Source organism: Cupriavidus sp. KB_39, assembly GCF_052114485.1.
Lineage (GTDB): Bacteria > Pseudomonadota > Gammaproteobacteria > Burkholderiales > Burkholderiaceae > Cupriavidus.
Genome location: NZ_JBFREV010000012.1, coordinates 55674 through 82183 on the forward strand (window position 1 = coordinate 55674; position 26510 = coordinate 82183).

Genomic DNA, 26510 nt, shown 5'->3' on the forward strand with positions numbered 1-26510 from the left:
TGCGCTTATTCGCCGGCGGCGCCTGCGGCGGTGGGGGCGGGCACGCTGGTGGTGGGCGCGGCGGAAGGGGCCGTCATCGGGGCCGCAGCAGGGGCCGCAGCCGGGGCGGGCATCGCGGCCGGGGCCGGGCGGGCGGGGTGGCCTTCCATGTTGCCGTTCAGGTAGACCTCGCCCGGGGTGGTCGGCCCGAAGGTGTCGGTCGGCAGCGGGTAGTTGGCCGGCAGCGGCTTCACCAGGCGCGGCGTGACCACGAACACCAGCTCGGTGCGGTCCTGCTGGAAGTTGGTGCTGCGCATCAGCGTGCCCACCACCGGCAGTTCACCCACGCCCGGCAGCGCCTTGAGGCTGCCCGTGATGTTGTTCTTGATCAGTCCGCCGATGGCGAAGCTCTGACCGTCGTAGACCTGCAGCGTGGTGGAGGCCCGCCGCGTGTTGATCAGCGGCAGGATCGACGTGCCCGACACGTTCGGCGCGGTCAGCGCTACCCCGGTCGGCGAGAGTTCGGACACTTCGGGCGCCACCTTGAGGTTGATGCGGCCGTTCTCCATCACCGTCGGCGTGAACTTCAGCCCGACACCGAAGGTTTCCTCCTGCAGGATGATGGTGGTGCCCGTGCCGCCAAAGCTCTGCGGCACCGGGATGAACACCTTGCCGCCGGCCAGGAAGCTCGCCTCCTGCCCGCTGATCGCCATCAGGTTCGGCTCTGCCAGGATCTTGACCAGCCCGTCACCCTTCTGCGCATCGAGCGCGAACTTGAGCGGCAGGTTGTTGGCCTTGCTGAAGGAGAGCAGGTCCGGGGCCCCGGAGAGGAAGTTGGCCAGCAGCCCGAAGCTCCAGCTGCCGAACGCGGCGTTCAGGTTCGCGGCGGAGCCCATCTGGTCGATCAGGCTCTTGGAGACCTCGGCCACCTTCACTTCGAGCATGACCTGCTGGGGCGCTTCCACCACCAGCATGTTGATGATGCGCGGGCTGCGCATCGGCATGCCGGTGTTGGCGGGATTGTTGGACATGGTCCCGTTCTGCTGCTGGCCCTGGGCCGCGCCCTGCGGATTCTGCGCCGGGCCGCGCGTCTGGCGCATGACGAAGGCGTTGGCGATGTCCAGCACTTTCTGCGCCTGCACCGAGTCCAGCACCGTGCCGCTCAGCACGAGGCTGTCTGCGGCGGACGAGACTCGCACGCGGCGTGCGTCGGGCATCAGGTCGCGCAGCGTGGCCTGCAGCCCGCCGGGATCGGCGCCGACCACCAGGTCGATCACGCTGCACGAGCCGCTGCGGCCCTGCACGATCATATTGGTGGTGCCCACTTCCTGGCCCAGCACGTAGAGCGTCTGCGGGGAGACCAGCATGGCCTGCGCCACGTTGGGGTTGCCGAGGGAGCGGGCCTTGACCGCCTCCGGCATCTCGATCATCGTCGATTTGCCGACCGGCACCTGTACCTCGCGCCGTTCGCGCATGGCGCCGACGCAGTTCGGTCCGCGTGCCGGCGCGGCGTCGCGGGGCGCGGCCGCCTCGGCGGCGACCCCGCCCTGGACGTTGCCCTGCATATTGCCAACCGCCGCGAGGCGAACCGGCCGGGTGGGGCCGGCGGCGTTGGCCGTGGCCATCGCCGCCTCCATGCCAGCCTGCCCCCGGGCAGGCGTACCCCAAAGCATGCCCAGAGCCGTCAACGCGAGCACGGTGGCCTGCAGTTGCGGTGCGATACGGCGCGCTGCGCCTTGATGCGTGGTGATGCGATCCATGATGTTCCCCCGGTGGGTTCGCGCAGTCATTGSGGGCAGTTACCGCGTGGGCCTGCCTTTCTCAGACGCGTGAGCCGTGGTTCAAAAGCATTCCTGATTGCGCTGGTTGCCGCTGATGACGCCGATGCAGGTGCCGGAGAAGGCTTTCTCCGCCACGTGCCGCACCACCTGTACTGTCCTGGTCACGGGGGCGGCCGCCGCGATCACGGGTTCCTTGAGGAGGGAATTCTTGGTGGCGCCGGCGGTCTCGGCCGGGCGCGGGTCCATCTGGTTGCGCAGCACCAGCGAGAGCGAGCCCACGCTGCGTGCCAGGTCGAGCTTCTCGGCCTCGTCGGGCGACACTTCCAGCGTGACCGCGTTGACCACCTTCGGCTTGGTCTCGTCACGGTTCACCTCCTGGGCCACGGCCAGCACCAGGATCTTCTCGAGCACGATCTTCGAGATCGACTGGTCGGTGCGTTCGGCGCTGGCCTTGCTGTCCTGCTTGTCTTTCTGGGTGTTGACGATGATGTCGACGAAGCTGCCGGGCAGGGCGAAGCCGGCCACGCCGACCACGTCGTTCACACGCACGGTGATGGCGCGCTTGCCGTCGGCGATGACCGCCGAGAGGCCGCCCTTGGTGCCCATCGGCGTCAGCTTGGACTCCAGCACCGGCTCGCCGCGCGAGAGGCTGGCCTTGGTGACGCGGCCGGCGAGCGAGGTGGCGTCCTGGACCACGCCGGGCGGCAGGCTGGCCGCGGGCCAGTCCACCAGCTTCACGGCCTCGGGGGTGATCTGCTGGCCCAGGCTGATGTCGGCGGCGGCCACGGCCACCTTGGTGATGCCGTTGCTGCCTTGCTGCAGCAGCCAGCGGGACGCGAGCATGACGGCGCTGAGCCCCGCGATGGTGGCGATCAGCAGCATGAACAGGATGCGCAGGTTCTTCATTTTCGGCTCCCTTGCTCAGAAGAAGATGGTGCGATGTGCCAGGGTGCGCGGGCACGTGGCGGGAATGGCGGGGCGCCCGGCGTGCCTGGTGGCGCGTTGGCGTCCGGTCCGGCGGGCCGGGTCCTGGCCGCTGGCGGCTGTCATGTGGTGGTCTGGGCGCGACCCGGAGCCGTGGCGGTGTGCCGAGGCGCAGGGCCTGGCGTCTCTGTGTGGCGCATGCATGCGGCTGCTGTGGTGCATGGCGATTCCCCCGTTCCTGGTCCCTGTTGTCACAGCATCGGGACCTTCTCGTTAGTGGCGCGCAAGCCGGAGGCGCGCCGTCTCCGTGTTGTTCAGAACAGCTCCCACTTCACCAGCAGCGTGGCCGTGGCGATGGCCACGCCGTACGGCAGCCGGACGGGCTTGCGTGCGGCGATCCGGCGTGCCGCGGCGATGCGGCGCAGCAGCAGGGCGGCGATGGCCAGCGCACCGCCGGCCAGGAAGCCGACCACGGCCACATGCGCGGCGCCCGCCACGCCCATAAAGGCCCCCACGGCCCCCATCAGCTTCACGTCGCCGGCGCCCATGCCGCCCATCAGGTAGACCGCGAGCAGCATGACCGCGCCGGTGGCGGCCCCGCCGACCCAGACCACGGCGCCGTCCGCCGGGCCGTGGGTGGCAACCTGCGCCACCAGGGCCAGCGTCAGTCCGGCGGCCACGAGCCAGTTCGGGATGCGGCGCGAGCGGGCATCGCTCACGGCAGCGACGATCACCATGGCGACGAGGCTCAGATTGGCGGCTGCGGCAACGGAGAACATGGCGGCCTTCCCGTGGATCGGTGCGATCGATGCGATCGGCATGTCAGGAATCTGGCCGGACCGGGGCCCATGGCGCGGAGCCCGGTCCGGGGGTGCCGGAAGTCGTTCAGGCCGCGGCGAGCGCGGTGGCGATCGAATTCCAGATGGTGCCGACGGCGGTCTTCACGGTGGTGCCATAGGTCACCATCACGAGGGCCACGAAGGCCAGCAGCAGGGCGTACTCCACACCGGCTGCGCCGTCTTCTTCACGAACGAAACGCTTGATGCCATCGAACATGGTGGACATGTCTTTCTCCTTCACTTCACGGTTGGTGGGGAAAAAAGCGCCCGCTGGAGATCGGGCACAAGGTTTCGGCCGAACTTCCGACCGAGGCCAAACCGAAAGAGCCGCACTGTCGTGACATCTTTCCGATTCCACCTGGCTCAGGCTCGCGCACGCCCGGCAAGGCCGGTCTAGCGCTTGTCACCCGATGCATGGCCACTCCCTGCGGCATGCATCCTGGGCGGGTGCCGCGTACCGGTCCGAACCTCTCCAGGGACCGAAACGCGCCTGAAAGTGCTGCAAGACTGCGAGGCTTCGCGGCGTGCCGCTGGGCCGGACCGACCATGCAGCTGGCCGGTCGCTTTTTCCTCCCTGGGCGCTGACTCGCGTCACCGCCTTCCCCGTTCCCACTTGTTCTCTGGATCCGCCTGGCGCCTGTCTTTGCRGGTTGGCCTGGCATTCCGTGGTTGCGGTACATTCGCGACGAACGTGCCACGGACGCTAAGACGTTGATTTGTATAGGGGTGGGGGTTGGACCATGCGTCGTTTGCGAGACGATGTAACCAAATGTTTCTAGATGGTTACGAGTCGGCTCATGCACCCGGTTGCGGGTTTTCGCTGGAAATAGGCAGTGCAATTCCTATATGAGCGGGCAAATGTGCAGACAACCCGGCGTCCACGCGTTTTTTCCCCGGGGAAAGACGTAGAGGCCAAAATGGCCAAAAACGTTACATCCATGGAGCGCCGATTACTGCATAGACGACGGGACTCATCCGTATGGACTGGCGGTGTGGGGGACACACCTAACTGAAACGCGGTACACCGGAACCGCCGGTGATGCGTTTGGACCGCCCCGGAGCGGGCGATAGCAAGGGCCTGCGGATCGGTCGTTTGGGCGAGGCCAATTGCAGAAGAATTGTCTCCGCCACGTGGCCTCATCCTCGTGACCTAAGGGTGGACCGAAATTCGCCAAAAATGGCCTGCGGGCCAAAACGTTTCAAAGTTGAAACTGGACCCTCAAATCAACGATTCTCGTTTCGATCTTGGGGTAATGCAGAGGACACATCGTATTGCGGTGGGCCTGGCACTGTTACAGCTTGGAAACAGACACCGTCAATGATTTGCAAGCGTTACACGGCCTGCTGGCTTGCTGGGGGCGTGGTATCTTTCGCAGGTTTTGCACCACGATGGTGAAGATCATGCCAGGCGCCTCCCCGACAACCCCCTCCGATTCCCTCGCTTCCCAACCGAACCAGGCYGCCAACCCSCGCTGGCGCGTGCTCGCGGTGTTTTCGCTTGGGTTTCTGGTCTCATATATCTTCCGGGGCGTGAATCTCGGCTTCGCGCCGTTCCTGACGCGCGAGCTAGGCCTGTCGGCGGCCGATCTGGGGCTGCTCACCAGTTTCTATTTCCTCGGCTTTGCCTGCGCGCAACTGCCGGCCGGCATCCTGCTCGACCGCTACGGCCCGCGCCGTACCGAGGCCGCCTTGCTGCTGCTGGCCGTCGCCGGGTCGCTGGTGTTCGCCTTCGCCCCGGGCATGGCCGGCCTGGCCGCCGGGCGGGCGATGATCGGCGTGGGGGTGTCGGTCTGCCTCGGCGCGGCCATCCAGGCGCTGTCGATGTGGTTCCCGCTGTCACGCATGCCGTTGCTGAACGGGCTGGTGATGGCGATCGGCGGGCTGGGCGCGGTGGTGGTCGGCAGCCCGCTGTCCTGGCTGCTGGCCTGGACTGACTGGCGCACCATTAGCGTCGGGCTGGCGGCGCTGTCGTTCGCCATGGCCGTGCTGCTCTGGTTCGGCGTGCCGGACGCCCGGCGCCCGGGCAAGGAAACCTTCGCCGAGCAACTGCGCGGCACGCGGCTGATCCTGGTCAGCGAGAAGTTCTGGCGGGTGGTGCCGCTGACGCTGCTGAACCAGGGCATCTTCCTGGCCGTGCAGACGCTCTGGGTCAGCGCGTTCATGCGCGATGTGCAGGGGCTGGCGCCGTCCGAGGGCGCGCGGCTGGTGTCGGTGATCGGCTTCGCCATGATGGCCGGCTGCGTCGGCGCGGGCTGGGCGGCCCGGCACCTGGAGCGGCGCGGGGTTAGCCTCTACGCGTTCGCCGGCTTCGGGATGATCGGCTTCATTGTCGTGCAGCTGCTGCTGATGGCGCGGCTGCCGTTCGTGCCGCTCGCCGTGCTGTGGGCGGCCTACGGGGTGTTCGGCTCCAGCGGGATCCTGACCTACGCACTGCTGGCGCGACGTTTTCCCGACGCGCTGATCGGGCGGGCGACGACAGCCATGACGTTGACTGTTTTCCTCGCGACCTTTGTGTTTCAGGTGGGGATTGGGTTTGTGCTCGATTTCTGGCCGTCATCCGGGGGGCGTTATCCGGTTGTGGCGCATTGGGTGGTTTGGGGTGGGTTGGTGGGGCTGCAGGTTGTGGCGGCGGGGTGGTATTTGATGGAGAAGCGGGGAGGGAAGGTTTGAGGGGCGGTGTTGGGTTTTGAGCCCAAAAGCCAACACCCCAAACCTCAGAGCACCATCGGCCGATCGTCCAACTCATTCCGATTAAACCCATCCCCCGAAGGAAAATGCTCCATCAGCAGCGCATGGATCTCCCCCACCGCATCCAGCACTGGCCGTACCGACAGCGACTCCCGTAGCCCCACCGTCAGCCCGGCGCAAACCTTCTCCCACACCCGCGCGCTAACGCACGCGTCAATCCCCCGGTCCGCGAGGATTTCCACCGCATGATCGGCGAGGTTGATATAGAGCAGCACGCCCGTGTGGTCCTCGGTGTTCCACACCTCCAGTGCGCCGAACAGCGCMCGGGCGCGTTCGCGTGGCGTGGTGCCGCGCCAGGCCAGTTCCCACGGCATGCTGGCCTCGATGACCACGCGGACTTCCCCGCGATGATGCTGTTCGCCGGCGTGCACGGCCACCTGCAACTGGTGCTGGGCCTCGGCGGGGAACGCCTTGCGCGCCGCCGATGATGTCGAGCCGAGGTGCCGTAGCGCCCGCTTGAGAGACTTCTCCCTGATTGCTTTCATCAGCCAGCCTCCCGATTACCAGTTACCCGAGGCGCCGCCGCCGTCGAAGCCGCCGCCGCCTCCGCCGCTGAATCCACCGCCACCACCGCCACCACCGCCGCCGCCGCCGAAGCCGCCACCACCTCCACCCCAGCGGCGCCCGACCTCATACCCGCCCAGCCCGCCCAATCCACCAGCCGTGGTGGTCGGCCAGCCGCGCCGGCCGGTCACGATCTGCGGGCCGCGTCCGCGCCGCAGGATCGCTGAAAGAAAGAAAAATACGACGATGGCGAGCGGGAACAGCACGGGCAGCCAGTCGTTGAGGGCAGAGGTCGCTGCATTGCCGGCTTTCCGCTCGGGCCCAGGCARCGCCTCCTTGTCGATGGCGGACTGGATGGCCGAGATGCCCGCCGCGAGGCCGCCGTAGAAATCGTTCTGGCGGAARTGCGGGGCCATCACGTCGCGCAGGATGCGYGAGGACACCGCGTCGGTSAGCGACCCCTGCACGCCGCGCCCGGTCTCGATGCGCATCTTGCGCAAGCCGGGCGGGTTGTCYTTGGCGATCAGCAGGATCACCCCGTCGTCGATGCTCTGGCGCCCCGCCTTCCACGCGTCCGCCACGCGGATGCTGTACTGGTCGATGGTCTCGGGCTCGGTCGTCGGCACCATCAGCACGAAGATCTGGCTGCCGCGCTGTTGCTCGTACTCGGCCAGCACGTTTTCCAGCGCGGCGCGCTGTTGCGGGGCCAGCGTGCCGGTCAGGTCGGTCACGCGCTGGGTGAGCGGCGGCACCGCGACAAAGCCGTCTGCCGCCCGGGCGGGATGGGCGGCGAACATCGCCGCAAGGCATAGCCAGATGCCGAAAAAGCGGAGCAGGGCGGCGCGCATGATGGCGATGCGCCGCGTCAGAACTTGACGGCCGGCGGCGTGGAGATGGCCTTCTCGTTCTCCACCGTGAACGACGGCTTGACCGGGTAGCCGAACACCTTGGCCGTGAGATTGGTCGGGAAGCTGCGCGCCAGCACGTTGTACGACTGCACCGCCGCGATATAGCGCTGCCGCGCCACGGTGATGCGGTTTTCGGTGCCTTCGAGCTGCGATTGCAGGTCGCGGAACGCGGCGTCGGCCTTCAGTTGGGGATAGTTCTCGGAGATCGCCAGCAGGCGCGACAGCGCGCTGGTCAGYTGCCCCTGTGCCTGCTGGAAGCGGGCGAAGGCCTCGGGATCGTTGAGTGTCTCCGGCGTCACCTGAATGCTGGTGGCCTGGGCGCGGGCCTTGGTCACGGCCTCGAGCGTCTCGCGCTCATGGCTGGCGTAGCCCTTGACCGTGGCGACCAGGTTCGGGATCAGGTCCGCGCGGCGCTGGTACTGGTTGACGACTTCGCCCCAKGCCGCCTTGACGGCCTCGTCCTTCGACTGGAAATCGTTGTAGCCGCAGGCGCTGAGCAGGCTGGCCAGCAGGGCCATGGCGAGCCAGCGGCCAAGGGCGGCGGGCGAGGGCAGGACGAACAGGGATGGGAGGGCAGCGCGCATCGATGACTCCTGGAATGGCCGGGATCGGCAAAATCCAAGTGTAGCGCACGGCATTGGGGCGCCGCCCTGAGTGTGAAGGAAGAGTAAGGGGAGAGCGAGGCGCGCCGGGCGCGCCTCTTGGGTCACTCGACAGCCGCTTAGCCGGCCTGGAAGGCGCGGGCGGCCGCTTCCACGGTAGTGGCGATGATCGCGTCGTCGTGCTTGGCCGAGACAAAGCCGGCTTCGAACGCCGATGGCGCCAGGTACACGCCCTCGTTMAGCATGGCGTGGAAGAAGCGGTTGAAGCGCCCGACGTCGGCCTTGGTTACCTCGGCGAAGCTGGTCGGCACCGTCTGGGTGAAATAGAGGCCGAACATGCCGCCGATGGCGTCCGCGGCGAACGGCACGTTGGCGGCACGGGCAGCGGCGGTCAGGCCATCAGTCAGCTTGCGCGTCTGCGCGGCCAGCTGGTCGTGGAAGCCCGGCGCCTGGATCAGCTTCAGCGTGGTCAGGCCGGCGGCCACGGCCAGCGGGTTGCCGGACAGCGTGCCGGCCTGRTAGACACCGCCCAGCGGCGCCAGCTTGGCCATGATGTCGCGCCGGCCGCCGAACGCYGCCGCCGGCATGCCGCCGCCAATCACCTTGCCCAGGCAGGTCATGTCCGGTTTGATGCCGTAGTGGGCCTGCGCGCCGCCCAGCGCCACGCGGAAGCCGGTCATCACTTCGTCGAAGATCAGCACGGCGCCGTGCTCGCTGCACAGGTTGCGCATGGACTGGAGGAAAGCGGCCGTGGCGCGCACCAGGTTCATGTTGCCGGCTATCGGCTCCACGATCACGGCGGCGATCTCGCCCTTGTGGCGCGCGAAGGCTTCCTCGAGCTGGGTGACGTTGTTGTACTCGAGCACCATGGTGTGGCGCGTCACGTCGGCGGGCACGCCGGCCGAGGACGGCGCGTTCTGGGTGGTGTCCGCGAAGGTCAGCAGGCCCGAGCCGGCCTTGACCAGCAGGCTGTCCGCGTGGCCGTGGTAGCAGCCCTCGAACTTGATGATCAGGTCGCGCCCGGTGAAGCCGCGCGCCAGCCGCAGCGCGCTCATGGTGGCCTCCGTGCCGGACGACACCAGCCGCACCTGCTCGATCGACGGCACCAGCTTGCAGATTTCCTCGGCCATCTCGATCTCGCCCTCGGTGGGCGCGCCRAAGGAGAAGCTGCCGGCGGCGGTGTCCTGCACGGCCTTGACCACGGCCGGATGGGCATGGCCGAGGATCATCGGCCCCCAGGAGCCGATGTAGTCGATATAGCGCTGGCCGTCCGCATCCCACATATAGGCGCCCTCGGCGCGGGTGATGAAGCGCGGCGTGCCGCCCACGGAGCGGAAAGCGCGCACGGGCGAGTTCACGCCACCGGGAATGGTCTGCTGGGCGCGGTCGAAAAGCTGCTGGTTACGGGACATGGCAGGAGTTGTAATCCGATACAGGATGAAAATGGGCTTGCCGGGGGCCGGAGCCGGGCGGCTAGCGGTCAGATGCCGGAAAAGCAGGCAATCTGGGCGAAATACGCGCCGTTTGAACGGCATCTGCACGCTAACATGCGCGAACGCGACGATATTGGCAGGATTGCGCCGCCCCATGGGTGGCGCCGGCGGCGCGGTTTATGTACCATCTGCGCTGGAATTTTAATGGAGAGTGGCAAGAGCCTGCATATGGAATACAAGACTTGGATGTGCCTGATCTGCGGTTGGATCTACGACGAGGCCACCGGTTCGCCGGAAGACGGCATCGCGCCGGGCACCAAATGGGAAGACGTGCCGATCAACTGGACCTGTCCGGAGTGCGGCGCGCGCAAGGAAGACTTCGAGATGGTGGCGATCTGACGCCTGGCCGTCATCCACCCCGAAAACCCCGACGCGTCGCGCCAAAGCGACAGATCGGCGGGCCGCGCCGGACGAACCGGATTGACGGCCCCACCGCGAGTCGTCACACTTTGCGGCAAAACTAGCACTATCAGAGCAATAACACAGCAATACGTCGGGCGGACGCACGGGTCGCGCCGCCGGCGCCGGTCGGATTGACCGGGCTTTTTTTGATTGGGAATTTGGAAATCGGGGGCCGCCGGCGCGCCAAGCGYTGCCGTGCGGGTGTTCTCAAGTGAATACCGGCGCCTGCATTCGTGCGGGCAGCTGGTCGCGGGAACAGTATGCGGGTCGCTCAAACAGAAGAAAACACGTCCGTCGATGGGGTCAACACCGGCGACGCCGGTGCCGTCAAGGCAGCCGCGGCATTGCGCCGCAAGATCCTTGTGATCGACGATTCCAGCACCATCCGCCGGACGGCGGAGATCTTCCTGTCGCAGGCAGGCTATCAGGTCATGCTCGCCGAGGATGGCTTCGAGGCGCTCGCCAAGGTCGGCGACATGCACCCGGACGTCATCTTCTGCGACATCCTGATGCCCCGGCTGGACGGCTACCAAACCTGTTCCCTGATCAAGAAAAGCCCGAGGTTCCACGCGATCCCGGTGATCATGCTGTCGTCCCGCGACGGCGTGTTCGACCGTTCGCGCGGCAAGCTCGTCGGCGCGCACGACCATCTCGCCAAGCCCTTTTCCCGTGAAGCCCTGATGCAGGCCGTAGAGACCTGCCTTGGCGGCTGTGCGCAGGAAGAGGGTGCGGTCGTGGCGGCCTGACCCTGAACGCCGCCACGCAAAAGCATCCAGGAAACACACCAATGACCATCAGCAAAATCCTTATCGTCGACGATTCCCCCACCGAAGCGCTGTTCATGTCCGACTTGCTCGGCAAGAAGGGTTTCAAGGTCTCGGTGGCCGGCAACAGCGACCAGGCCATGGCCCGGCTCGAGGCGGAAGCCTTCGACCTGATCCTGATGGATGTGGTCATGCCCGGCCAGAACGGCTACCAGACCACCCGCGCCATCAAGCGCGACGACCGCTTCAAGGACATTCCCGTGATCATGTGCACCAGCAAGGGCCTCGACACGGACCGCATCTGGGGGATGCGCCAGGGCGCATCGGACTACATCGTCAAGCCGGTGGACAGCGACGAGCTGCTGTCGAAGATCGCCGCGCTGGCGCACTGAGCCGCACCGAACTGCCTGCCGGGCCGWKGGGGCCCGGGGTTTGCCGTCACGCCGCCCGCCGCGATGCGGGCAGGGGTGACGCTGTGTCCGCCATCTGCCAGGCGGTCTCTTATCCACCGGTATGCCGACCATGAACGCGCCGCGCCAAGACATCCGTGCCCGCCAGACCCGCTTGCAGGACTATCAGGCCATGCTGGCCCGTCGCCTGCGCGACGCGCGCAACCTGCCCGCCGTGGACAGCTACCTCGGCGTGCTGGTGGGCCAGCGCCACTGGCTGCTGCCGCTGCCCGATACCGGCGAGGTGCTGGAGATGCGCCAGCCGGCCGGCGTGCCGCTGACCCAGCCGTGGTACCGCGGACTGGTCAACGCGCGGGGCAACCTGCTCGGGGTGATCGATTTCGGCCTGTTCTGCGGCGAGGGGCACACGCCCGTGCAGCCGGGCAGCAAGATCGTGGTGCTGTCGCGCCACGTGGAGCGCGCGTGCGGGATCATCGCCACGCGGGTGGTGGGGCTGCGCCATGCCGGCGACCTCTCGCTGCCGCACGGCGACGCCCCGGCGGGGCACGCGGATCTCGCCGCCGAATGGCACGGCCCGCGCTTCGCGGACCGCGACGGGCGCGACTGGCAGGTGCTGGACATCCGCCAGTTGCTGGACGCCCCGGCGTTCCTCCAGGTGGGCCGCGTGGTGGCCTGAGCCGATGGTCGAAAGCCGATAGCTGACAGTCGATAGCGGAACATCAAGACGCAGTACCAACGAATCAAAAAACAAACGGACAGAGGGTTGCTATGGGTATCAAGAAGATGAGCCTGGGACGCCGGACGGCTGCCGCGGGAGCCGCCGCCGAAGCCGTGGCGCCGCGCCGGTCGGTGTTCGCCAAGGGCAGCGCTGGCGCTGACAAGGGCGGCCTGGGCCGTACCCCGGTGGAGCAACTGTCCGGCTGGCTGTCGCGCATGCCGTTCGCGTCGCAGCAGCGTACGCTGACGGTGGGCGTGGTGGTGTCGCTGGTGGCACTGCTGGCCTCGGTGTATCTCGATAACCGCCAGGCCACCAACGGCGCGGCGCAGATCGAAATCGCCGGTAACATGCTGATGCACTCGCAGCGTCTGGGYAAGGCGGTGCCGGTGGCACTGCTGGGCAACGCACAGGCCTTCACGCAGCTGCGCCAGTCCAAGGAACAGCTCACGGCCGACCTGCTGGCGCTCCAGAACGGCAGCGACGAGAAGCACGTCAGCGCCACCACGGGCACGGCGATTCCGCTGCTCGAGACCGCCATGAACTCGTGGAAGCGCTCCGAGAAGAGCGCCGGCGACGTGCTGGCCCAGCAGCCGATTCTGACCACCATCGGCCAGACGCTCCAGATCTTCAACGCCTCGAACCCCGAACTGCTCGAGGCCGCCGAACAGGTGGCCGCGATCAAGCTCCAGGCCGGCTCCAACGCCCGCGAGGTGGCCGCCTCCGCGCAGCTCGTGATGCTGACCCAGCGCCTGGGTAAGAACCTGAACGAGTTCCTCTCCGGCGAAGGCGTCAACCCCGAGACCGCGTTCCTGCTCGGCAAGGACACCAACACCTTCCGCGAAACGCTGGACGGCCTGATGAACGGCTCGGACGCCCTGCGCCTGACCGCCGCCACCGACGCCGAGACGCGCAGCTACCTCCAGCAGCTCTCGCAGCGCTTCGAGGCCGTGCAGAAGACCACGCAGACGATTCTCCAGAACCTGCCGGGCCTGATTGCCGCCAAGCGCGCCCAGCAGCAGATCTTCAACGACAACGAGGCCCTGCGCGGCGAGCTGTCCACGCTCCAGACCGCCTACTCGGACGGCGCCCGCTACCGCCCCTGGACCCTCGGCGCAACCATCGTSTCCGCGCTGTCCACGCTGATCTTCCTGGCCGGGCTGGCCGCGCTCTACCTGCGCGACTCGCGCGTCCGGGCGCTGGAAGCCGAGGCGCGCGAACGCGAGGCCGAAGCCCGCCGCCTCGACGAAAAGCGTAACAACGACGCCACCCAGAAGGCCATTCTGCAGCTGATGAACGAGCTGCAGGACATCGCTGACGGTGACTTGACGCGTCAGGCCACCGTGACCGAGGACATCACCGGCGCCATCGCCGACTCGGTGAACTACACCGTGGAAGAACTGAAGGAACTGGTCGGCCGGGTGCAGCAGACCGCCGTGGACGTGCAGCAGGCCTCGAGCCAGGTGCAGGAAACCTCGGTGCAGCTGGCTGCCACGACCGAAGAGCAATCGCGCCAGATCCGCCAGACCGGCGAGTCGGTGGTGGAGATGGCAGACCGCATCACGCAGGTGTCGCGCGGCGCGGCGGAGTCCGCCAACGTGGCCCGCGCCTCGCTGGCCGCTGCGGAGCAGGGCCAGCAGGCTGTGGAAAACGCGATTACCGGCATGAACGGCATCCGCGACCAGATTCAGGAAACGTCAAAGCGGATCAAGCGKCTGGGCGAGTCGTCGCAGGAGATTGGCGAAATCGTCGAGCTGATCTCGGACATTACCGAGCAGACCAACGTGCTGGCACTGAACGCCGCCATCCAGGCGGCTTCGGCCGGCGAGGCAGGCCGCGGCTTCTCGGTGGTGGCGGAAGAAGTGCAGCGTCTGGCCGAACGTTCCGGCGAGGCCACCAAGCAGATCGGCGCGCTGATCCGCACGATTCAGACCGATACCCAGGACGCCGTGCACGCCATGGAGCGCAGCACGCAGGGCGTGGTGGAAGGGGCGCGGCTGTCCGATAACGCCGGTGCCGCACTGGTCGAGATTGGCCGCGTGTCGCGCCAGCTGGCCGAGCTGATCGAGCAGATCTCGCAGACCACCTCGCACGAGGCCGGGCTGGCCACCAACGTGGCGCGCCACATCGACGGCATTCTCCAGGTGACCGCCCAGACCACGTCCGGTACGCGCCAGACCGCCACCTCGGTGCGCCAGCTGACGGCACTGACCGAAGAACTGCGTAACTCGGTGTCGCGGTTCAAGATCGCCTGACTTGCATAAAACCTGCATCGAGGCCCGCGCGCGGGCGCAACGGATTGTGTCATGTCATTGAATTTCTCCGTATCGAGCGACGTGGCTGACCCGGCCGCGCCGCAACCGCCGGTGCAGGGCGAGGCSGCCACGCCGGCCGCCGTGCCGCAGCGCGACCTGTCGGTGCTGGCCTGGCTCGCGCCGAGCCTGCGTACCGCGCTGGACGATGCCGCCGCCGAGCTTGGCCACTATGTGGACGAGATCCAGCAGGCCCCCGAGGCGCTGGGCGCGCGCGACACCACGTCGCTGCGCCTGGCCGGCCAGCAGCTGCACCAGGCTGCCGGGGCGGTACACATCGTCGGCCTGCGTGGCGTGGATGCGCACTGCCAGGCCATGCGCCGCCTGCTGGAAGCCATCGACGCCGGTACCGTCGCCGCCAGCCCGGAGACGCTCGGCGTGTTCCGGCGCGGCGTGCAGGCCCTGGCCGAGTATGTCGATGACCTGATGGCCGGCGATCCCGAGGATCCGCTGCGCCTGTTCCAGCCCTACGCCGACGCCCTTGTCCTGATGAAGGAGGAGCGCGTCCATCCGGCCGACCTGTGGCTGGAGGAATTGCAGATGCTGCCCGGCATCGTGCTGCCCACGCGCTCCACGTCGYCGGTCACGCGCGCGCGCCAGCGCTTCGAGGCCGCGCTGCTCAAGGCGCTGCGCCTGCCCACGCCCTGCACGGACGGCGCGCTGCTGCGCGAAGCCTACCTGCCGCTGCAAACGGCGCTGGACGATGTTCGGAACCACGAACAGAACGCGCGCCGCACCACCGATACCCCGGACCGGGGCATCTGGCTGACGCTGTCGATGGTGTTCCGCGCGCTGGCGCACGGGCTGCTGCCGTCCGACCTGCTCGCCAAGCGCTTCGCCGCGCGCGCCCACCTGCTGCTGCGCCAGTACCTGCAAGGGCAGGTGCGCGTGCCGCAGGCGCTGCTCAACGATGCCGTGTTCCTGCTGGTCAGCACCGGCCTGACGCCCGATGGCCCTGAGGACACCACGCCGCCGGCGGTACAGGCCGCCGTGCAGGTGCTGCGCGCCGACATCGCGCGCGGCCTGCAGGCTTTCCGCGTCGATCCGGCCCACGCCGTGGCGCGTGCCGACTATCGCCGGCGCTACTACGGCTGGCTCGATCCGATCGACACGCGCAACCTCCAGAACGCCGCCGCCGCGATCGAGCGCGCGGCTGCCGACGATCAGGCCGGATGGGAACTCGCGCTGGCTTCGCTGGCCGAGGCCGCGCAGCCGCTGGCCCAGCCCGCGCTCCAGCACTGCCTGAGCGCCGCTGTTGCCCATTYCGCTGCCCATGCCGGGCAGCGCAACGTGCCCGGCGAGACTGGCGCCGCCCTGGGGCCAACCGGCGTGGCGCTGTTCCTCGCGCGCGCGCTGGCCATGCCGTGGCGCGTGCATGGGCAGTCCGGCCATGCGTCCGCCGCCGAATTCGCCGCCCGCTGCGACCAGCTCGCCGCCTGCCTGGCCGACCCCGCCGCCACCGCGCCTGACTGGCTCGCCACGATGGTCGAGACCGCCAACGCCCAGGCGCTGCGCGCCGAGGCCGTGACCCGGCTGCGCGCCCAGCTCGACAGCGGCGAGTCCTGGCTCGATACCTTCGACCGCAACGCGGCCAAGCCCGATGCCGTCAACACGCTCGGCGATGCCGCGCAGGCGTTTGGCGGGCTGCTGGCCACGCTGGAGCGTTTGATCGGTAGCGCCGCGATGCCGGAAGGCATCGACGAAGCCGCCACCGCCGCACTGGCCGCCACGCGCGCCGTGCTGGCGCGGCTGGACGTGCTGCGTGGCATCGACACCCAGCCGGCCCGCGTGGCCCAGTTGTCCGAGATTGCCGCCGAACTCGGCGCGGTGCATGCCTTTGCCGACATCCTCGAATTCGGCCGCCGTCAGGCCGATGCCACCGACGACGGCGCCCTCGCGCCGCGCCGGAACGACGAGGTGCCCGCCACCGCGCTGGCCGCCGCGCGCCACGCTGCGATGGACGCCATCCGCGTAGCCGCCGGCGCCGATTCGCCCGAGATCCAGCGCCTGCGCGCCGCCTTGCAGGCTGTGAGCGACCAGGCCGCCATCGACGACGATGCCGCGCTGCGCCGCCAGGTCACCGACGCCACCACGCAGCTGCACGCGTGGCTGGCCGGCAGCGACTCCGCCGCCGAACGCATGATCGTGGCGCTGGCCGACCCGATGCCCGCCGCCGGGCTGGCCTCGTCCGCCGCGCCGTCCGCCCCGATGCCCAGCGACGCCGCCGGGGTCGACGCCGAACTGCTCGAGATCTTCCTGTCCGAAGCCGAGGAAGTGCTCGGCAACATCGCCGCCGACTTGCCCGGCGGGCTCGACGCGCTGCGCGACGCCGACGTGCTGAGCCGCACACGCCGCGCCTTCCACACGCTCAAGGGTTCCAGCCGCATGGTCGGCCTGAACCGCTACGGCGAGGCCGCGTGGGCTATCGAACAGGTGATGAACCTGTGGATTGCCGAGGCACGCGAGCCGATGCCCGCGCTGCTGGCGCTGCTGCACCACGCGCACGATCTGCTGCGCGAATGGGCCGTCGCCCTGCAGGCCGACGCCGGCACCCAGCGCGACATCGCCGCGCTTGTGGCGGAAGCTCAGGCCGTGCGCGAGCCCGGTCAGGCCGATCTGTCTGCCGATGCGCCCGCCGCCGCGCCGGAAGATGCCATCGATTCGCTCGATGCCCTGCTGGCCCACGCCCAGGCCAACGCGCCCGGGCAGGCCGCCCCGGCGCAGCCGGTCGCCCCTGAGCAGCCGGCGGCCGAGGCCGAGGACAGCAATGTGCTGCCGTTCCGCCTCTCGGGCGGGCTGGCCAGCGACGACGACCACTACAAGGTGATTGGCCCGGTGCGCATCGGGCTGGCGCTCTACAACGTCTACCTGCAGGAGGCCGACGATCTGGTGCGCCAGTTCGCCACCGACCTGTCCGAGTGGAAGCACGAGAACCATCCGTGCCCGAGCGAGCTGGCGCTGCGCGTGGCGCATACGCTGCAGGGCAGCGCCTCCACGGTGGGGCTGGAGCCGGTGCGCGACATCGCCGAGGCCCTCGAACAACTGCTGTTGCTGCTGGGCCGCCACCCCGTGGTGATGCATCCGGGCGACTTCCGCCTGCTCGAGCAGGCCGTGGAGCGGCTGCGCGCGATGCTGCACCAGTTCGCCGCCGGGGTCTGGCCCGATGCCGACCCGGCGCTGTGCCGTGACCTGAACGATTTCGGCGAACGCGCGCTGATGCGCCCGCGCGCCACSGTGACGGGCGAGCAGGCGCAGGCGGACCAGGAAGGCTCGGTCGCGCAGCTATTCGGCAATACCCAGATCCTGCAGGCCACGCCGCTGTCGCCGCTGCCGCCCGTTACCGAACCGGCCGCGCCGACCCCGGCACTGCCGGCCGTGACCGATGCGCCGGCCAAGCTGACGCCGATCACCTCGCTSCCGCCGGTGGCCCCGCCGACGCTAACGYCCATCAGCCCGGTCACTCCGGYGCACGACGCCGTGGTCATCGCCATGCCGACGGCGCCGCGTCATGAGCAGGTGGCTGTCGCCCATGTCTCCGCGCAGTCGCCGGAGGTGCCGCAGTCGGACGAATCGCTCGACGCCTCGTCGCTGGACGCCGATCTGGTCGACATCTTCCTGGAGGAGGCGCACGGCAGCCTGCCCGAACTCGGCAAGCTGGTGCGCACCTGGGAAGCCACGCCCGAGGAGACGCAGCAGGGCGGGCTGGTGCTGCGCGCGCTGCACACGCTCAAGGGCAGCGCCCGCATGGCCGGCGCGATGGCGCTGGGGCAGGCGGCGCATGAAATGGAAACGCTGCTGGAAGCCTCCGTGCGCGGCCAGCGCGTGACGCCGGACCTGTTCGGCAAGCTCTACGCCTGGTACGACCGGATCCTCGCGCACGTGGACGYGCTCCAGAACGGCCGCCTGCTGCCGGTGGACGATGCCGATGTGGTGAACGGGCTGGTCGAGCCGGACGCAGTGCCCGCTGCCTCGGCCAATGCGCCGGCTGCCATCACGGCATCGATCGACACCCCGGGCACCGCACTGGCCACGGCCGCTCCGCAACTGCCGGCCACTGCTACCAAGGCCCCGGAGGCCGACCGCCAGCGCGCGCTGGTGCGCGTGCAGGCCCGGGCGCTGGACACGCTGATCAACGACGCCGGCGAAGTCGGCGCCACGCGCGCCCGGCTGGACAGCGAGCTGGAAGCGCTGCGCGCCTACCTCGGCGAACTGAACGACAACGTGGGGCGTCTGCGCACCCAGTTGCGCGAGATCGAAATCCAGGCCGAGACGCAGATGGCGTCGCGGATTGCCGATACGCAGCAGAGCCCGGACTTCGATCCGCTCGAGTTCGACCGCTTCACGCGGTTCCAGGAACTGACGCGGATGATGGCCGAGTCCGTGAACGACGTGGCCACGGTGGAGCAGAACCTGCAGCGCGGCTTCGACCGCGCCTCGGGTGACCTCGCCGCACAGGCCCGGCTCACGCGCGGCCTGCAACGCGGGCTGATGCAGGCCCGCATGGTGCAGTTCGATGCACTGGCCGAGCGCCTGTACCGCGTGGCGCGCCAGTCGGCCACCGAAACCGGCAAGGAAGTGCGCCTGCTGATCAAGGGCGGCACGGTGGAGATCGACCGCTCGGTGCTGGACCGCATGGCTGGCCCGATCGAGCACTTGATCCGCAATGCCGTGGTGCACGGCATCGAGCCGGCGGACGCACGCCGCGCAGTGGGCAAGTCCACCACGGGCGCGCTGACGCTGGAAGTGCAGCAGGAAGGCAACGAGGTGGTGCTGACCTTCTTCGACGACGGTGGCGGGCTGGACCTCGGGCGTATCCGCGAGCGGGCCATCAGCCGCCAGTTGCTGACGCACGAGGAAGACGCCAGCGACGCGCGCCTGACCGAGATGATTTTCACGCCGGGCTTCTCGACGGCGGACGAGGTGTCCGAGCTGGCCGGGCGCGGCGTGGGCATGGACGTAGTCCGGGCCGAAACCGTGGCGCTGGGCGGCCGGATCACGCTCTCCACCGAGGCGGGTCGGGGCACCAGCTTCACGGTGCACCTGCCGCTGACCACGGCCATCACGCAGGTGCTGCTGGTCTCGCTGGGCGGCCGCCTGTATGCGATGCCGAGCGGCATGATCGACCAGGTCCACCAGYTGCGCGAAAAGCCGCTGCTGGAGGCCTACAACGCCGGCCGCTTCGGCGCGACGACGGGTCCGGGCGCCGGTGTGGAAGCGCCGTTCTACTATTTCGGCACGCTGCTCGAAGAGAGCGCGGCGATYGCCTCGGGCCGGAAGTAYTCGCCCGTGGTGGTGGTGCGCTCGGGCGCGGACCGCGTGGCGGTGCAGGTGGACGAGGTGATCGGCAACCGCGAAGTGGTGGTGAAGCACATCGGCCCCCACCTCGCGCGTCTGGAAGGCATTGCCGGCGCCACCACGCTCGGCGACGGCGAGATCGTGCTGATCTACAACCCGGTGGTGCTGGCGCAGCGGTTCGTGCGCGAGCGCGGCGAGGTGACGCCRACGGCGCTTCTGGCATCGACCGACAACACCGGCGCGGTGGCCGAGTTCGTCGGGGCAGGGGATGCCCGGCCGGTCTCGGGCCTGATGACGCTGCCTACCGTGATGGTGGTCGACGATTCGCTCACGGTGCGCAAGGCCAGCCAGCGGCTGCTGACGCGCGCGGGCTACCAGGTGGTGCTGGCGCGCGATGGCGTGGATGCGCTGCGGCAGTTGCAGGAGGTGATGCCGGACGCGATGCTCGTGGATATCGAGATGCCGAACATGGACGGCTTCGACCTCACGCGCAACGTCCGCGCCGATAGCCGCACCACGCACATGCCGGTGGTGATGATTACGTCACGTACGGCCGAGAAGCACCGCCGCTACGCGGCCGAGATCGGCGTGAACGTCTATCTGGGCAAGCCGTTCAATGAGGATGAACTGCTGCGTACGCTGCGCCAGCTGATCGGCGAGAAGGCCGGCAACGCTGCCGGCTCGGTGGCTCAGATGCTGGGCGACGCCTGAGGGCTTGACGCGCCGGCCCGCTCCCCCGACCCCTCTCCCGCAAGCGGGAGAGGGGAGACAACAGTTGGCGTTTCAGATGCTCCCGGTGTTCTCCCCTCTCCCTCCGGGAGAGGGGCGGGGGAGAGGGACGGCGTTGGCCGAAGCCAATAGCGTCAAGCCTTGCGATTCACCATCGTCGCCGGCACCGACAGCGTCAGCGCCGCGCCCGCCACCAGGCAGATCGCCAGCAGATACATGCCCGAGTCGGTGCTCTGGGTCAGGTCCTTGAGCCAGCCCACCGCGTAGGGGCTGATAAAGCCGGCCAGGTTGCCAAGCGAGTTGATCAGGGCGATACCAGCCGCCGCGCCCGTGCCGGCCAGGAAGGCCGTGGGCAGGCTCCAGAACAGCGGCAGCGTGGTCAGGATGCCGATGGTGGCCAGCGTCAGCGCCACCATGGCCAGCGTGGTGTCGCCATGCCACTGCACCGACAGCACCAGCCCCACCGCCCCGGCCAGCGCCGGCAGCGCGATATGCCAGCGCCGCTCGCCCCGCTTGTCGGCGCTATACGCCACCAGGATCATGCCGATCACCGCGCAGCCGTAGGGAATCGCCGTCAGCAGGCCGATGTCCAGCGCGCCCTTCACGCCGGTCTGCTTGATGATCGTCGGCAGCCAGAAACTCACGCCGTAGAGGCCCATCACGAAGCAGAAGTAGATCGCGCTCATCAGCCAGACGCGCGGGCTGGACAGCACCTTGCGGATCGGCGGGTCTTCCTTGTGCTGCTCCTCGTTGGCGATATTGCGCTCGAGCAGCGCCTTCTCGTCCTCGGTCAGCCACTTGGCGTGGCGGATGCGGTCATCGAGGTAGGCGAGCACCCACAGGCCGACCAGGATCGACGGAATGCCTTCGAGCAGGAACATCCACTGCCAGCCGGACCAGCCGTTGTGGCCATCGAACGCCTGCATGACCCAGCCGGACAGCGGCCCGCCGATCACGCCCGAGAGCGCGATAGCCGTCATGAAGAACGTGGTGGTGCGCCCGCGCCGCTCCGCCGGGTACCAGTAGGTCAGGTACAGGATGATGCCGGGGAAGAATCCCGCTTCGGCCACGCCAAGCAGGAAACGCAGCACGTAGAACATCGTCGGCGTGGTCACGAACATCATCGACGCCGAGATCAAGCCCCAGGTGATCATGATCCGGGCGATCCAGATGCGCGCGCCCACGCGATGCAGGATCACGTTGCTGGGGACCTCGAACAGGAAGTAGCCGATGAAGAAGATGCCGGCACCCAGCCCGTAGATGGTCTCGCTGAACTTGAGGTCGTTGAGCATCTGGAGCTTGGCGAAGCCCACGTTCACGCGGTCCAGGTAGGCCACCACGTAGCACAGCAACAGGAAGGGCACGAGGCGCCAGCTCACCTTGCGGTAGGTGGCGTCTTCGAAACCGGCGTCGCGCACGCCGGGGTTCACTGCGGTCGTTGTCATGAATGTCTCCTCATTGGGTTCTTATAAGACGTTGCCGCGGGTTGTGAAGGGGGCGGGCGCTACACGCAGCGCCCGCCGTCCACTTCGATACAGGTGCCGGTGATGAACGCCGCCTCGTCCGAGGCGAGGTAGAGGCAGGCATTGGCCACGTCCTGCGGGGTGGACATGCGCCCCATGGGGATCGTGGCGAGGAATTTGGCGCGGTTCTCGGGGGTGTCCGGCAGGCCCATGAACTGTTCGAGCAGGCCGGTGGCTCCGATCACCGGGTTGACGCAGTTCACGCGGATGTTGTCCGGGCCGAGTTCGGCCGCCATGGCCTTGCTGGCCGTGATGACGGCGCCCTTGCTGCCGTTGTACCAGACCAGCCCTGGGCGGGGCCGGATGCCGGCGGTGGAAGCCACGTTGACGAAGTTGCCGCCGCCGCGCTGGCGGAAGTGGGGGATGAAGTGCCGGGCCGACCAGTAGATGCTCTTGACGTTGACCGCGTAGACGCGGTCGAACTCGTCTTCGGTGATTTCCAGGATCGGCTTGTTGCGATGGGTGGTGCCGGCGTTGTTGACCACGATGTTCACGTCGCCGAAGGCGGCCAGCGTGGCGTCGCGCATGGCGGCCACGTCGTCGCCCTGGGCYACGTCGGCGCGGACTGCGCGGGCGTTGCCACCTGTCGCGCCATGCTGTTCGCGGATCGCGGCGGCGACGCGCTCGGCCGCCTCCAGGTTGAGGTCAGCCACCATCACGGCGGCGCCTTCGCGCGCGAACGTATGGGCGATGCCTTCGCCGAARCCCGAGCCACCGCCCGTGACCACGGCCACCTTGCCAGCCAGTCTTGCCATGTTGCTGTCTCCTATATCGATAGGCCCGTCGCGGTCTTGGCGCCGCTGGCGGRCATGCTGCTAGTTAACTAGTGCGAGAACGGCCCYCGTCCGCGCAGGGCGTTGGCCACCATCATCACGGCCAGCAGGAAGGGCAGGGCCACGTAGAGGCACCAGTGGACGCGGTCGCCCACGGTGTCGCCCCATTTGCGCTTGAACACCTGCAGGCGGGGCATGCCGGACGGGTTGGTGGCACGCTTGTTCCGGACATGCCAGGCCATCCAGAAAAAGAAGATGGCGAACGCGATCGACAGAAAATTGATGTTACCCATGTTGAATGGCGATGGTTTTCAGAGTGGTGAATCCGTACAGGGCCTCGAAGCCCTTCTCGCGGCCGTAGCCCGACTGGCCGGTGCCGCCGAACGGCAGCTCCACGCCGCCGCCGGCGCCGTAGTTGTTGATGAAGACCTGGCCGGCGCGCAGCTTGCGGGCCAGCCGCAGCTGGCGGGCGCCGTCGCGCGTCCACAGGCCGGCCACCAGCCCGTAGGCGGTGCCGTTGGCGAGGCGCAGCGCTTCTTCCTCGCTATCGAAGGGCATCGCCGCCAGCAGCGGGCCGAAGACTTCCTCCTGGGCCAGCCGGTGCGTGGGCGGCACGTCGCGGAACAGCATCGGCACCTGGTAGTAGCCAGACTCCGGGGCCTCGCCGACGATCTGGCCCTGCGCCATCACCGCAATACCGGCGTGCTGGGCATCGGAAACGAAGTCCCAGACGCGTTGCTGCTGCTTGCGGCTGATCAGCGGGCCGCATTCGAGGTCGAGTTGGGACGGCCCCACGCGCAGCGACTCGAACACGCCCGAGAGCCGGTCCAGCAGGGTCTCGTAGACAGAGCGCTCCACCAGCAGCCGGCTGCCGGCCGAGCAGGTCTGGCCGGCGTTCTGGACGATGCCGTTGACGATGACGGGCAGCAGCACGTCCAGGTCGGCATCGGCAAACACGATCTGCGGGGACTTGCCGCCCAGTTCCAGCGTCACCGGCACATGGTTTTCGGCCGCCAGCTGGGCGACGATCTTGCCGGTCTCGGGCGAGCCCGTGAAGGAGATATGGTTGATGCCCGGATGGCGGGCCAGCGCGGCGCCGGCCTCGTGGCCATAGCCAGTGACGATATTGAGCGCGCCTTCCGGCAGGCCGGCCTCGGCAGCCAGTTCGGCCACGCGCAGCAGGGACAGGCAGGCATCCTCCGCAGGCTTGACCACGCAGGCGTTGCCGGTGGCCAGGGCCGCGCCGACGCTGCGGCCGAAGATCTGGAGCGGGTAGTTCCAGGGGATGATGTGGCCCGTCACGCCGTGCGGCTCGCGCACGGTCAGCACCGTGTAGCCGGGCTGGTAGGGGATGGTCTGGCCGTGCAGCTTGTCCGCCGCGCCGGCGTAGAACTCGAAATAGCGGGCCACGGCCCGGGCGTCCGCGCGGGCCTGGCGCAGCGGCTTGCCGGTGTCGCGGGCCTCCAGCGCGGCCAGTTCGTCCTCGTGGTCCATCAGCTTGACGGCCACGCGGTTCAACAGGCGGACACGCTCTGCAGGTGCCATGGCACCCCAGGCGCCCTCGGCGGCCTGGCGGGCGGCCAGCACGGCCACGCTGATGTCCGTGCTGTTGCCACGGGCAATCTCGGCGAACGGCTCGCCGTTGGAGGGATCGAAAACCTTGATGCGCAGGCCGGAATCGGGGGCGATCAGGCGGTTGGCGACGAAGTGCTGGGCGTGCATGCTTATCTCCGTGCTCGGGTATGGAGCGACTGCTGAATCGGGAATGCCGCATTATCGCGCACCGTGCGCGCCGCGCAAGGCACTTGGTACTTCGGGCGCGGCRCGGCTGCAGTGCTTGTCAGCGTGGGGTCAGGAGCGAACCGCTATAATGCCCGCCATCCCACAACACTGGCATTCGGAGAACTCGCATGAGCTTCAACCTCGTCTCCCCGGGCAAGGACCTTCCCAACGATTTCAACGTCATCATCGAGATTTCGGCTCAGAGCGATCCGGTGAAGTACGAGGCCGACAAGGAAACCGGCCTGCTGTTCGTCGACCGTTTCATCGGCACGGGCATGCGCTACCCGGCCAACTACGGCTTCATTCCGAAAACGCTGTCCGGTGACGGCGACCCGGTGGACGTGCTGGTGCTGACGCCGTTCCCGATCCTGGCCGGCGCGGTGGTGCGCTGCCGTGCGCTCGGCATGCTGAAGATGACCGACGAGTCCGGCGTGGACGCCAAGCTGGTGGCCGTGCCCGTGGACAAGCTGAGCCCGGCTACCGCCTTCATGAAGGGCCTGTCCGACGTGCCGCAAAACACGCTCGACCAGATCAAGCACTTCTTTGAGCACTACAAGGCACTTGAGGCCGGCAAGTGGGTCAAGGTGGACGGCTGGGCCGGCATCGAAGAAGCCCACAAGGAAATCACCGACGGCGTGGCGAACTTCAAGAAGTAAGCTGGTTCGCACCAGATCGATGATCGATAAAAAACCCGCCAGTTGGCGGGTTTTTTTATTCGCCCCGGGCAAAGGGGCTGTGATCGTTCAACTCGTCGAGATAGGCGTCGATGCCCTGGCGCTCGCGGGCCAGGAAGCGCTCCACTGCATCGGCGAAGGACGGGTGCGCCAGCCAGTGCGCGGACCGCGTGGCCACCGGCAGGAAGCCGCGCGCCATCTTGTGCTCGCCCTGCGCGCCGCCTTCGAAGGTGCGCAGGCCCTCGGCGATGCAGAATTCGAGCGGCTGGTAGTACGCAGTCTCGAAGTGGAGGCACGGGTGGTGCTCCAGCGCGCCCCAGTAGCGGCCATAGAGCGTGCTGACGCGTGGATCGGCATCGAACACGACCAGCGAACTGGCGATGTCGCGGCCTTCCCGGGTGGCTATCACCAGCAGAAGGTTCTCGGGCATGGTCTCGCCGATGCGCCGGAAAAAGTCCAGATTCAGGTAGGGCGACGAATGGTGCTCGCGGTAGGTCTGGCGATAGCAGCGGTTGAAGAACTTCCACGCCTCATCGTCGATCTCCGCCCCGCGCAGCTGCCGGAAGGTGATGCCTGCCTCCGCCACGCGCCGGCGCTCCGCGCGGATATTCTTGCGCTTCTTCTGCGAAAGCGTGGCCAAAAAGGCGTCAAAGTCGGCGTAGCCGGGGTTGGTCCAGTGGAACTGCACGCCATGCCGCATCATCATGCCGGCTTCGTCCATCAAATCGGCCTCATGGTCGGACGGAAACAGCACGTGCAGCGAGGACATGCCCGATTCCTCGGCCAACGCCAGCGCAAAGCGCAGCAGCAGGCGGCGGGCGATGTCGTCCTCGGCCAGCAGCCGGGCGCCGCGCACCGGCGTGAACGGAATGGCGGACAGCCATTTGGGGTAGTAGGGCACGTCGTGCTGGCGATAGGCGTCGGCCCAGGCCCAGTCGAACACATACTCGCCGTAGGAATGCGATTTCGCGTAGAGCGGCATCGCAGCGGCCAGCCGGTCGCGGCCCGTGCCGTGGCCGGCTTGCACCCCGTCTTGTACCCAGAGCGTCAGGAAGCGCGGCGACCAGCCGGTGTCGTCGGTGGCGCTGCCGCTGGTGTGCATCGCGTGCAGGAAGGCGTGGCGCAGGAAGGGCGTGGCGTCGGGCTGGGCGGCCACGAGGGCGTCCCAGTCGGCGGCTGGCACCTCGGCCAGGTCCAGGACGATCTCCGTCCGGTAGTTRGCCACCGGGGTGTCCGGCTGTGCACTCACCGGCTGACACGATTCCGACTGCATTCCGCCCGATCCCACTCAAGAATTGAAGATTATTTGATCCGTCTGACGTCCGTCAGGTGCCGGACGAGTCTACCGGAAGA

The 26510-nt window shown here is 68.1% G+C and carries 21 protein-coding genes; 8 read left to right on the forward strand and 13 right to left on the reverse strand.

What is annotated here, in order from left to right; genetic code table 11:
• Positions 1-5: 5 nt before the first annotated feature.
• The 4 genes from AB4Z27_RS11750 to AB4Z27_RS11765 form a co-directional block, all read right to left on the reverse strand.
• Positions 6-1739 carry a type II and III secretion system protein family protein gene (locus AB4Z27_RS11750; RefSeq protein ID WP_092298276.1) on the reverse strand — a complete coding sequence of 578 codons (1734 nt, stop codon included), beginning with the start codon at positions 1737-1739 and terminating at the stop codon, positions 6-8.
• An 81-nt stretch (positions 1740-1820) separates the two neighbouring features.
• Entirely contained in the window at positions 1821-2666 is an 846-nt protein-coding gene (gene cpaB / locus AB4Z27_RS11755) for a Flp pilus assembly protein CpaB (RefSeq protein ID WP_441591859.1), read from the reverse strand.
• Between the two features lie 332 nt (positions 2667-2998).
• On the reverse strand, positions 2999-3505 hold the full coding sequence (locus AB4Z27_RS11760; protein ID WP_441591861.1) for an A24 family peptidase: 507 nt from the start codon (positions 3503-3505) through the stop codon (positions 2999-3001).
• Between the two features lie 64 nt (positions 3506-3569).
• A complete protein-coding gene (locus tag AB4Z27_RS11765) occupies positions 3570-3749 on the reverse strand; it encodes a Flp family type IVb pilin (protein ID WP_369823509.1) in 180 nt (59 codons plus the stop codon).
• Between the two features lie 1175 nt (positions 3750-4924).
• Here AB4Z27_RS11765 and AB4Z27_RS11770 point away from each other — a divergent pair.
• Positions 4925-6193 (forward strand): MFS transporter, encoded by a 1269-nt coding sequence (locus tag AB4Z27_RS11770; protein ID WP_092298460.1) that lies wholly within the window; start codon positions 4925-4927, stop codon positions 6191-6193.
• A gap of 44 nt (positions 6194-6237) precedes the next feature.
• Here the strand turns inward: AB4Z27_RS11770 and AB4Z27_RS11775 are convergent, their stop codons facing one another.
• The 4 genes from AB4Z27_RS11775 to hemL form a co-directional block, all read right to left on the reverse strand.
• Positions 6238-6756 carry a TPM domain-containing protein gene (locus tag AB4Z27_RS11775; protein ID WP_441591864.1) on the reverse strand — a complete coding sequence of 173 codons (519 nt, stop codon included), beginning with the start codon at positions 6754-6756 and terminating at the stop codon, positions 6238-6240.
• Positions 6757-6771: 15 nt separating this feature from the next.
• The gene (locus tag AB4Z27_RS11780) at positions 6772-7623 is read right to left on the reverse strand and encodes a TPM domain-containing protein (RefSeq protein WP_092298285.1); all 852 of its coding nucleotides are present in this window, start codon (positions 7621-7623) and stop codon (positions 6772-6774) included.
• A gap of 17 nt (positions 7624-7640) precedes the next feature.
• On the reverse strand, positions 7641-8267 hold the full coding sequence (locus AB4Z27_RS11785; protein WP_092298288.1) for a LemA family protein: 627 nt from the start codon (positions 8265-8267) through the stop codon (positions 7641-7643).
• Between the two features lie 137 nt (positions 8268-8404).
• Positions 8405-9697 carry a glutamate-1-semialdehyde 2,1-aminomutase gene (gene hemL, locus AB4Z27_RS11790; RefSeq protein ID WP_092298291.1) on the reverse strand — a complete coding sequence of 431 codons (1293 nt, stop codon included), beginning with the start codon at positions 9695-9697 and terminating at the stop codon, positions 8405-8407.
• A 249-nt stretch (positions 9698-9946) separates the two neighbouring features.
• Between hemL and AB4Z27_RS11795 the strand changes: the two genes are divergently transcribed.
• The 6 genes from AB4Z27_RS11795 (at position 9947) to AB4Z27_RS11820 (ending at position 20387) form a co-directional block, all read left to right on the forward strand.
• Positions 9947-10117 carry a rubredoxin gene (locus AB4Z27_RS11795; protein WP_092298462.1) on the forward strand — a complete coding sequence of 57 codons (171 nt, stop codon included), beginning with the start codon at positions 9947-9949 and terminating at the stop codon, positions 10115-10117.
• A 323-nt stretch (positions 10118-10440) separates the two neighbouring features.
• The gene (locus tag AB4Z27_RS11800; protein WP_092298294.1) at positions 10441-10926 is read left to right on the forward strand and encodes a response regulator; all 486 of its coding nucleotides are present in this window, start codon (positions 10441-10443) and stop codon (positions 10924-10926) included.
• A 41-nt stretch (positions 10927-10967) separates the two neighbouring features.
• Positions 10968-11336, forward strand: a complete 369-nt coding sequence (locus AB4Z27_RS11805) for a response regulator (RefSeq protein ID WP_092298297.1) — start codon at positions 10968-10970, stop codon at positions 11334-11336.
• A gap of 130 nt (positions 11337-11466) precedes the next feature.
• Entirely contained in the window at positions 11467-12030 is a 564-nt protein-coding gene (locus AB4Z27_RS11810; RefSeq protein ID WP_092298465.1) for a chemotaxis protein CheW, read from the forward strand.
• Between the two features lie 92 nt (positions 12031-12122).
• Entirely contained in the window at positions 12123-14324 is a 2202-nt protein-coding gene (locus AB4Z27_RS11815) for a methyl-accepting chemotaxis protein (protein WP_092298300.1), read from the forward strand.
• 51 nt (positions 14325-14375) lie between these two features.
• Positions 14376-20387, forward strand: a complete 6012-nt coding sequence (locus AB4Z27_RS11820; protein WP_441644523.1) for an Hpt domain-containing protein — start codon at positions 14376-14378, stop codon at positions 20385-20387.
• 152 nt (positions 20388-20539) lie between these two features.
• Here AB4Z27_RS11820 and AB4Z27_RS11825 read toward each other — a convergent pair whose 3' ends face one another.
• From AB4Z27_RS11825 to AB4Z27_RS11840, 4 genes are all read right to left on the reverse strand, one after another.
• Entirely contained in the window at positions 20540-21850 is a 1311-nt protein-coding gene (locus AB4Z27_RS11825) for an MFS transporter (protein ID WP_092298306.1), read from the reverse strand.
• Positions 21851-21909: 59 nt separating this feature from the next.
• Complete coding sequence (locus AB4Z27_RS11830; protein WP_441644524.1) at positions 21910-22683, reverse strand: SDR family oxidoreductase; 774 nt, start codon at positions 22681-22683, stop codon at positions 21910-21912.
• A gap of 68 nt (positions 22684-22751) precedes the next feature.
• Positions 22752-22994: a hypothetical protein gene (locus AB4Z27_RS11835; RefSeq protein ID WP_092298312.1), complete on the reverse strand. Its 243-nt coding sequence runs from the start codon at positions 22992-22994 to the stop codon at positions 22752-22754.
• Positions 22987-24423: an aldehyde dehydrogenase family protein gene (locus AB4Z27_RS11840; protein ID WP_092298315.1), complete on the reverse strand. Its 1437-nt coding sequence runs from the start codon at positions 24421-24423 to the stop codon at positions 22987-22989. The genes AB4Z27_RS11835 and AB4Z27_RS11840 overlap by 8 nt, the downstream gene beginning before the upstream one ends.
• A gap of 188 nt (positions 24424-24611) precedes the next feature.
• On the opposite strand from AB4Z27_RS11840, the gene ppa reads away from it, so the two are divergent.
• The gene (gene ppa, locus AB4Z27_RS11845) at positions 24612-25139 is read left to right on the forward strand and encodes an inorganic diphosphatase (RefSeq protein ID WP_092298318.1); all 528 of its coding nucleotides are present in this window, start codon (positions 24612-24614) and stop codon (positions 25137-25139) included.
• A 55-nt stretch (positions 25140-25194) separates the two neighbouring features.
• Here the strand turns inward: ppa and AB4Z27_RS11850 are convergent, their stop codons facing one another.
• Entirely contained in the window at positions 25195-26430 is a 1236-nt protein-coding gene (locus tag AB4Z27_RS11850; protein ID WP_441591872.1) for a GNAT family N-acetyltransferase, read from the reverse strand.
• Between the last annotated feature and the right edge of the window lie 80 nt (positions 26431-26510).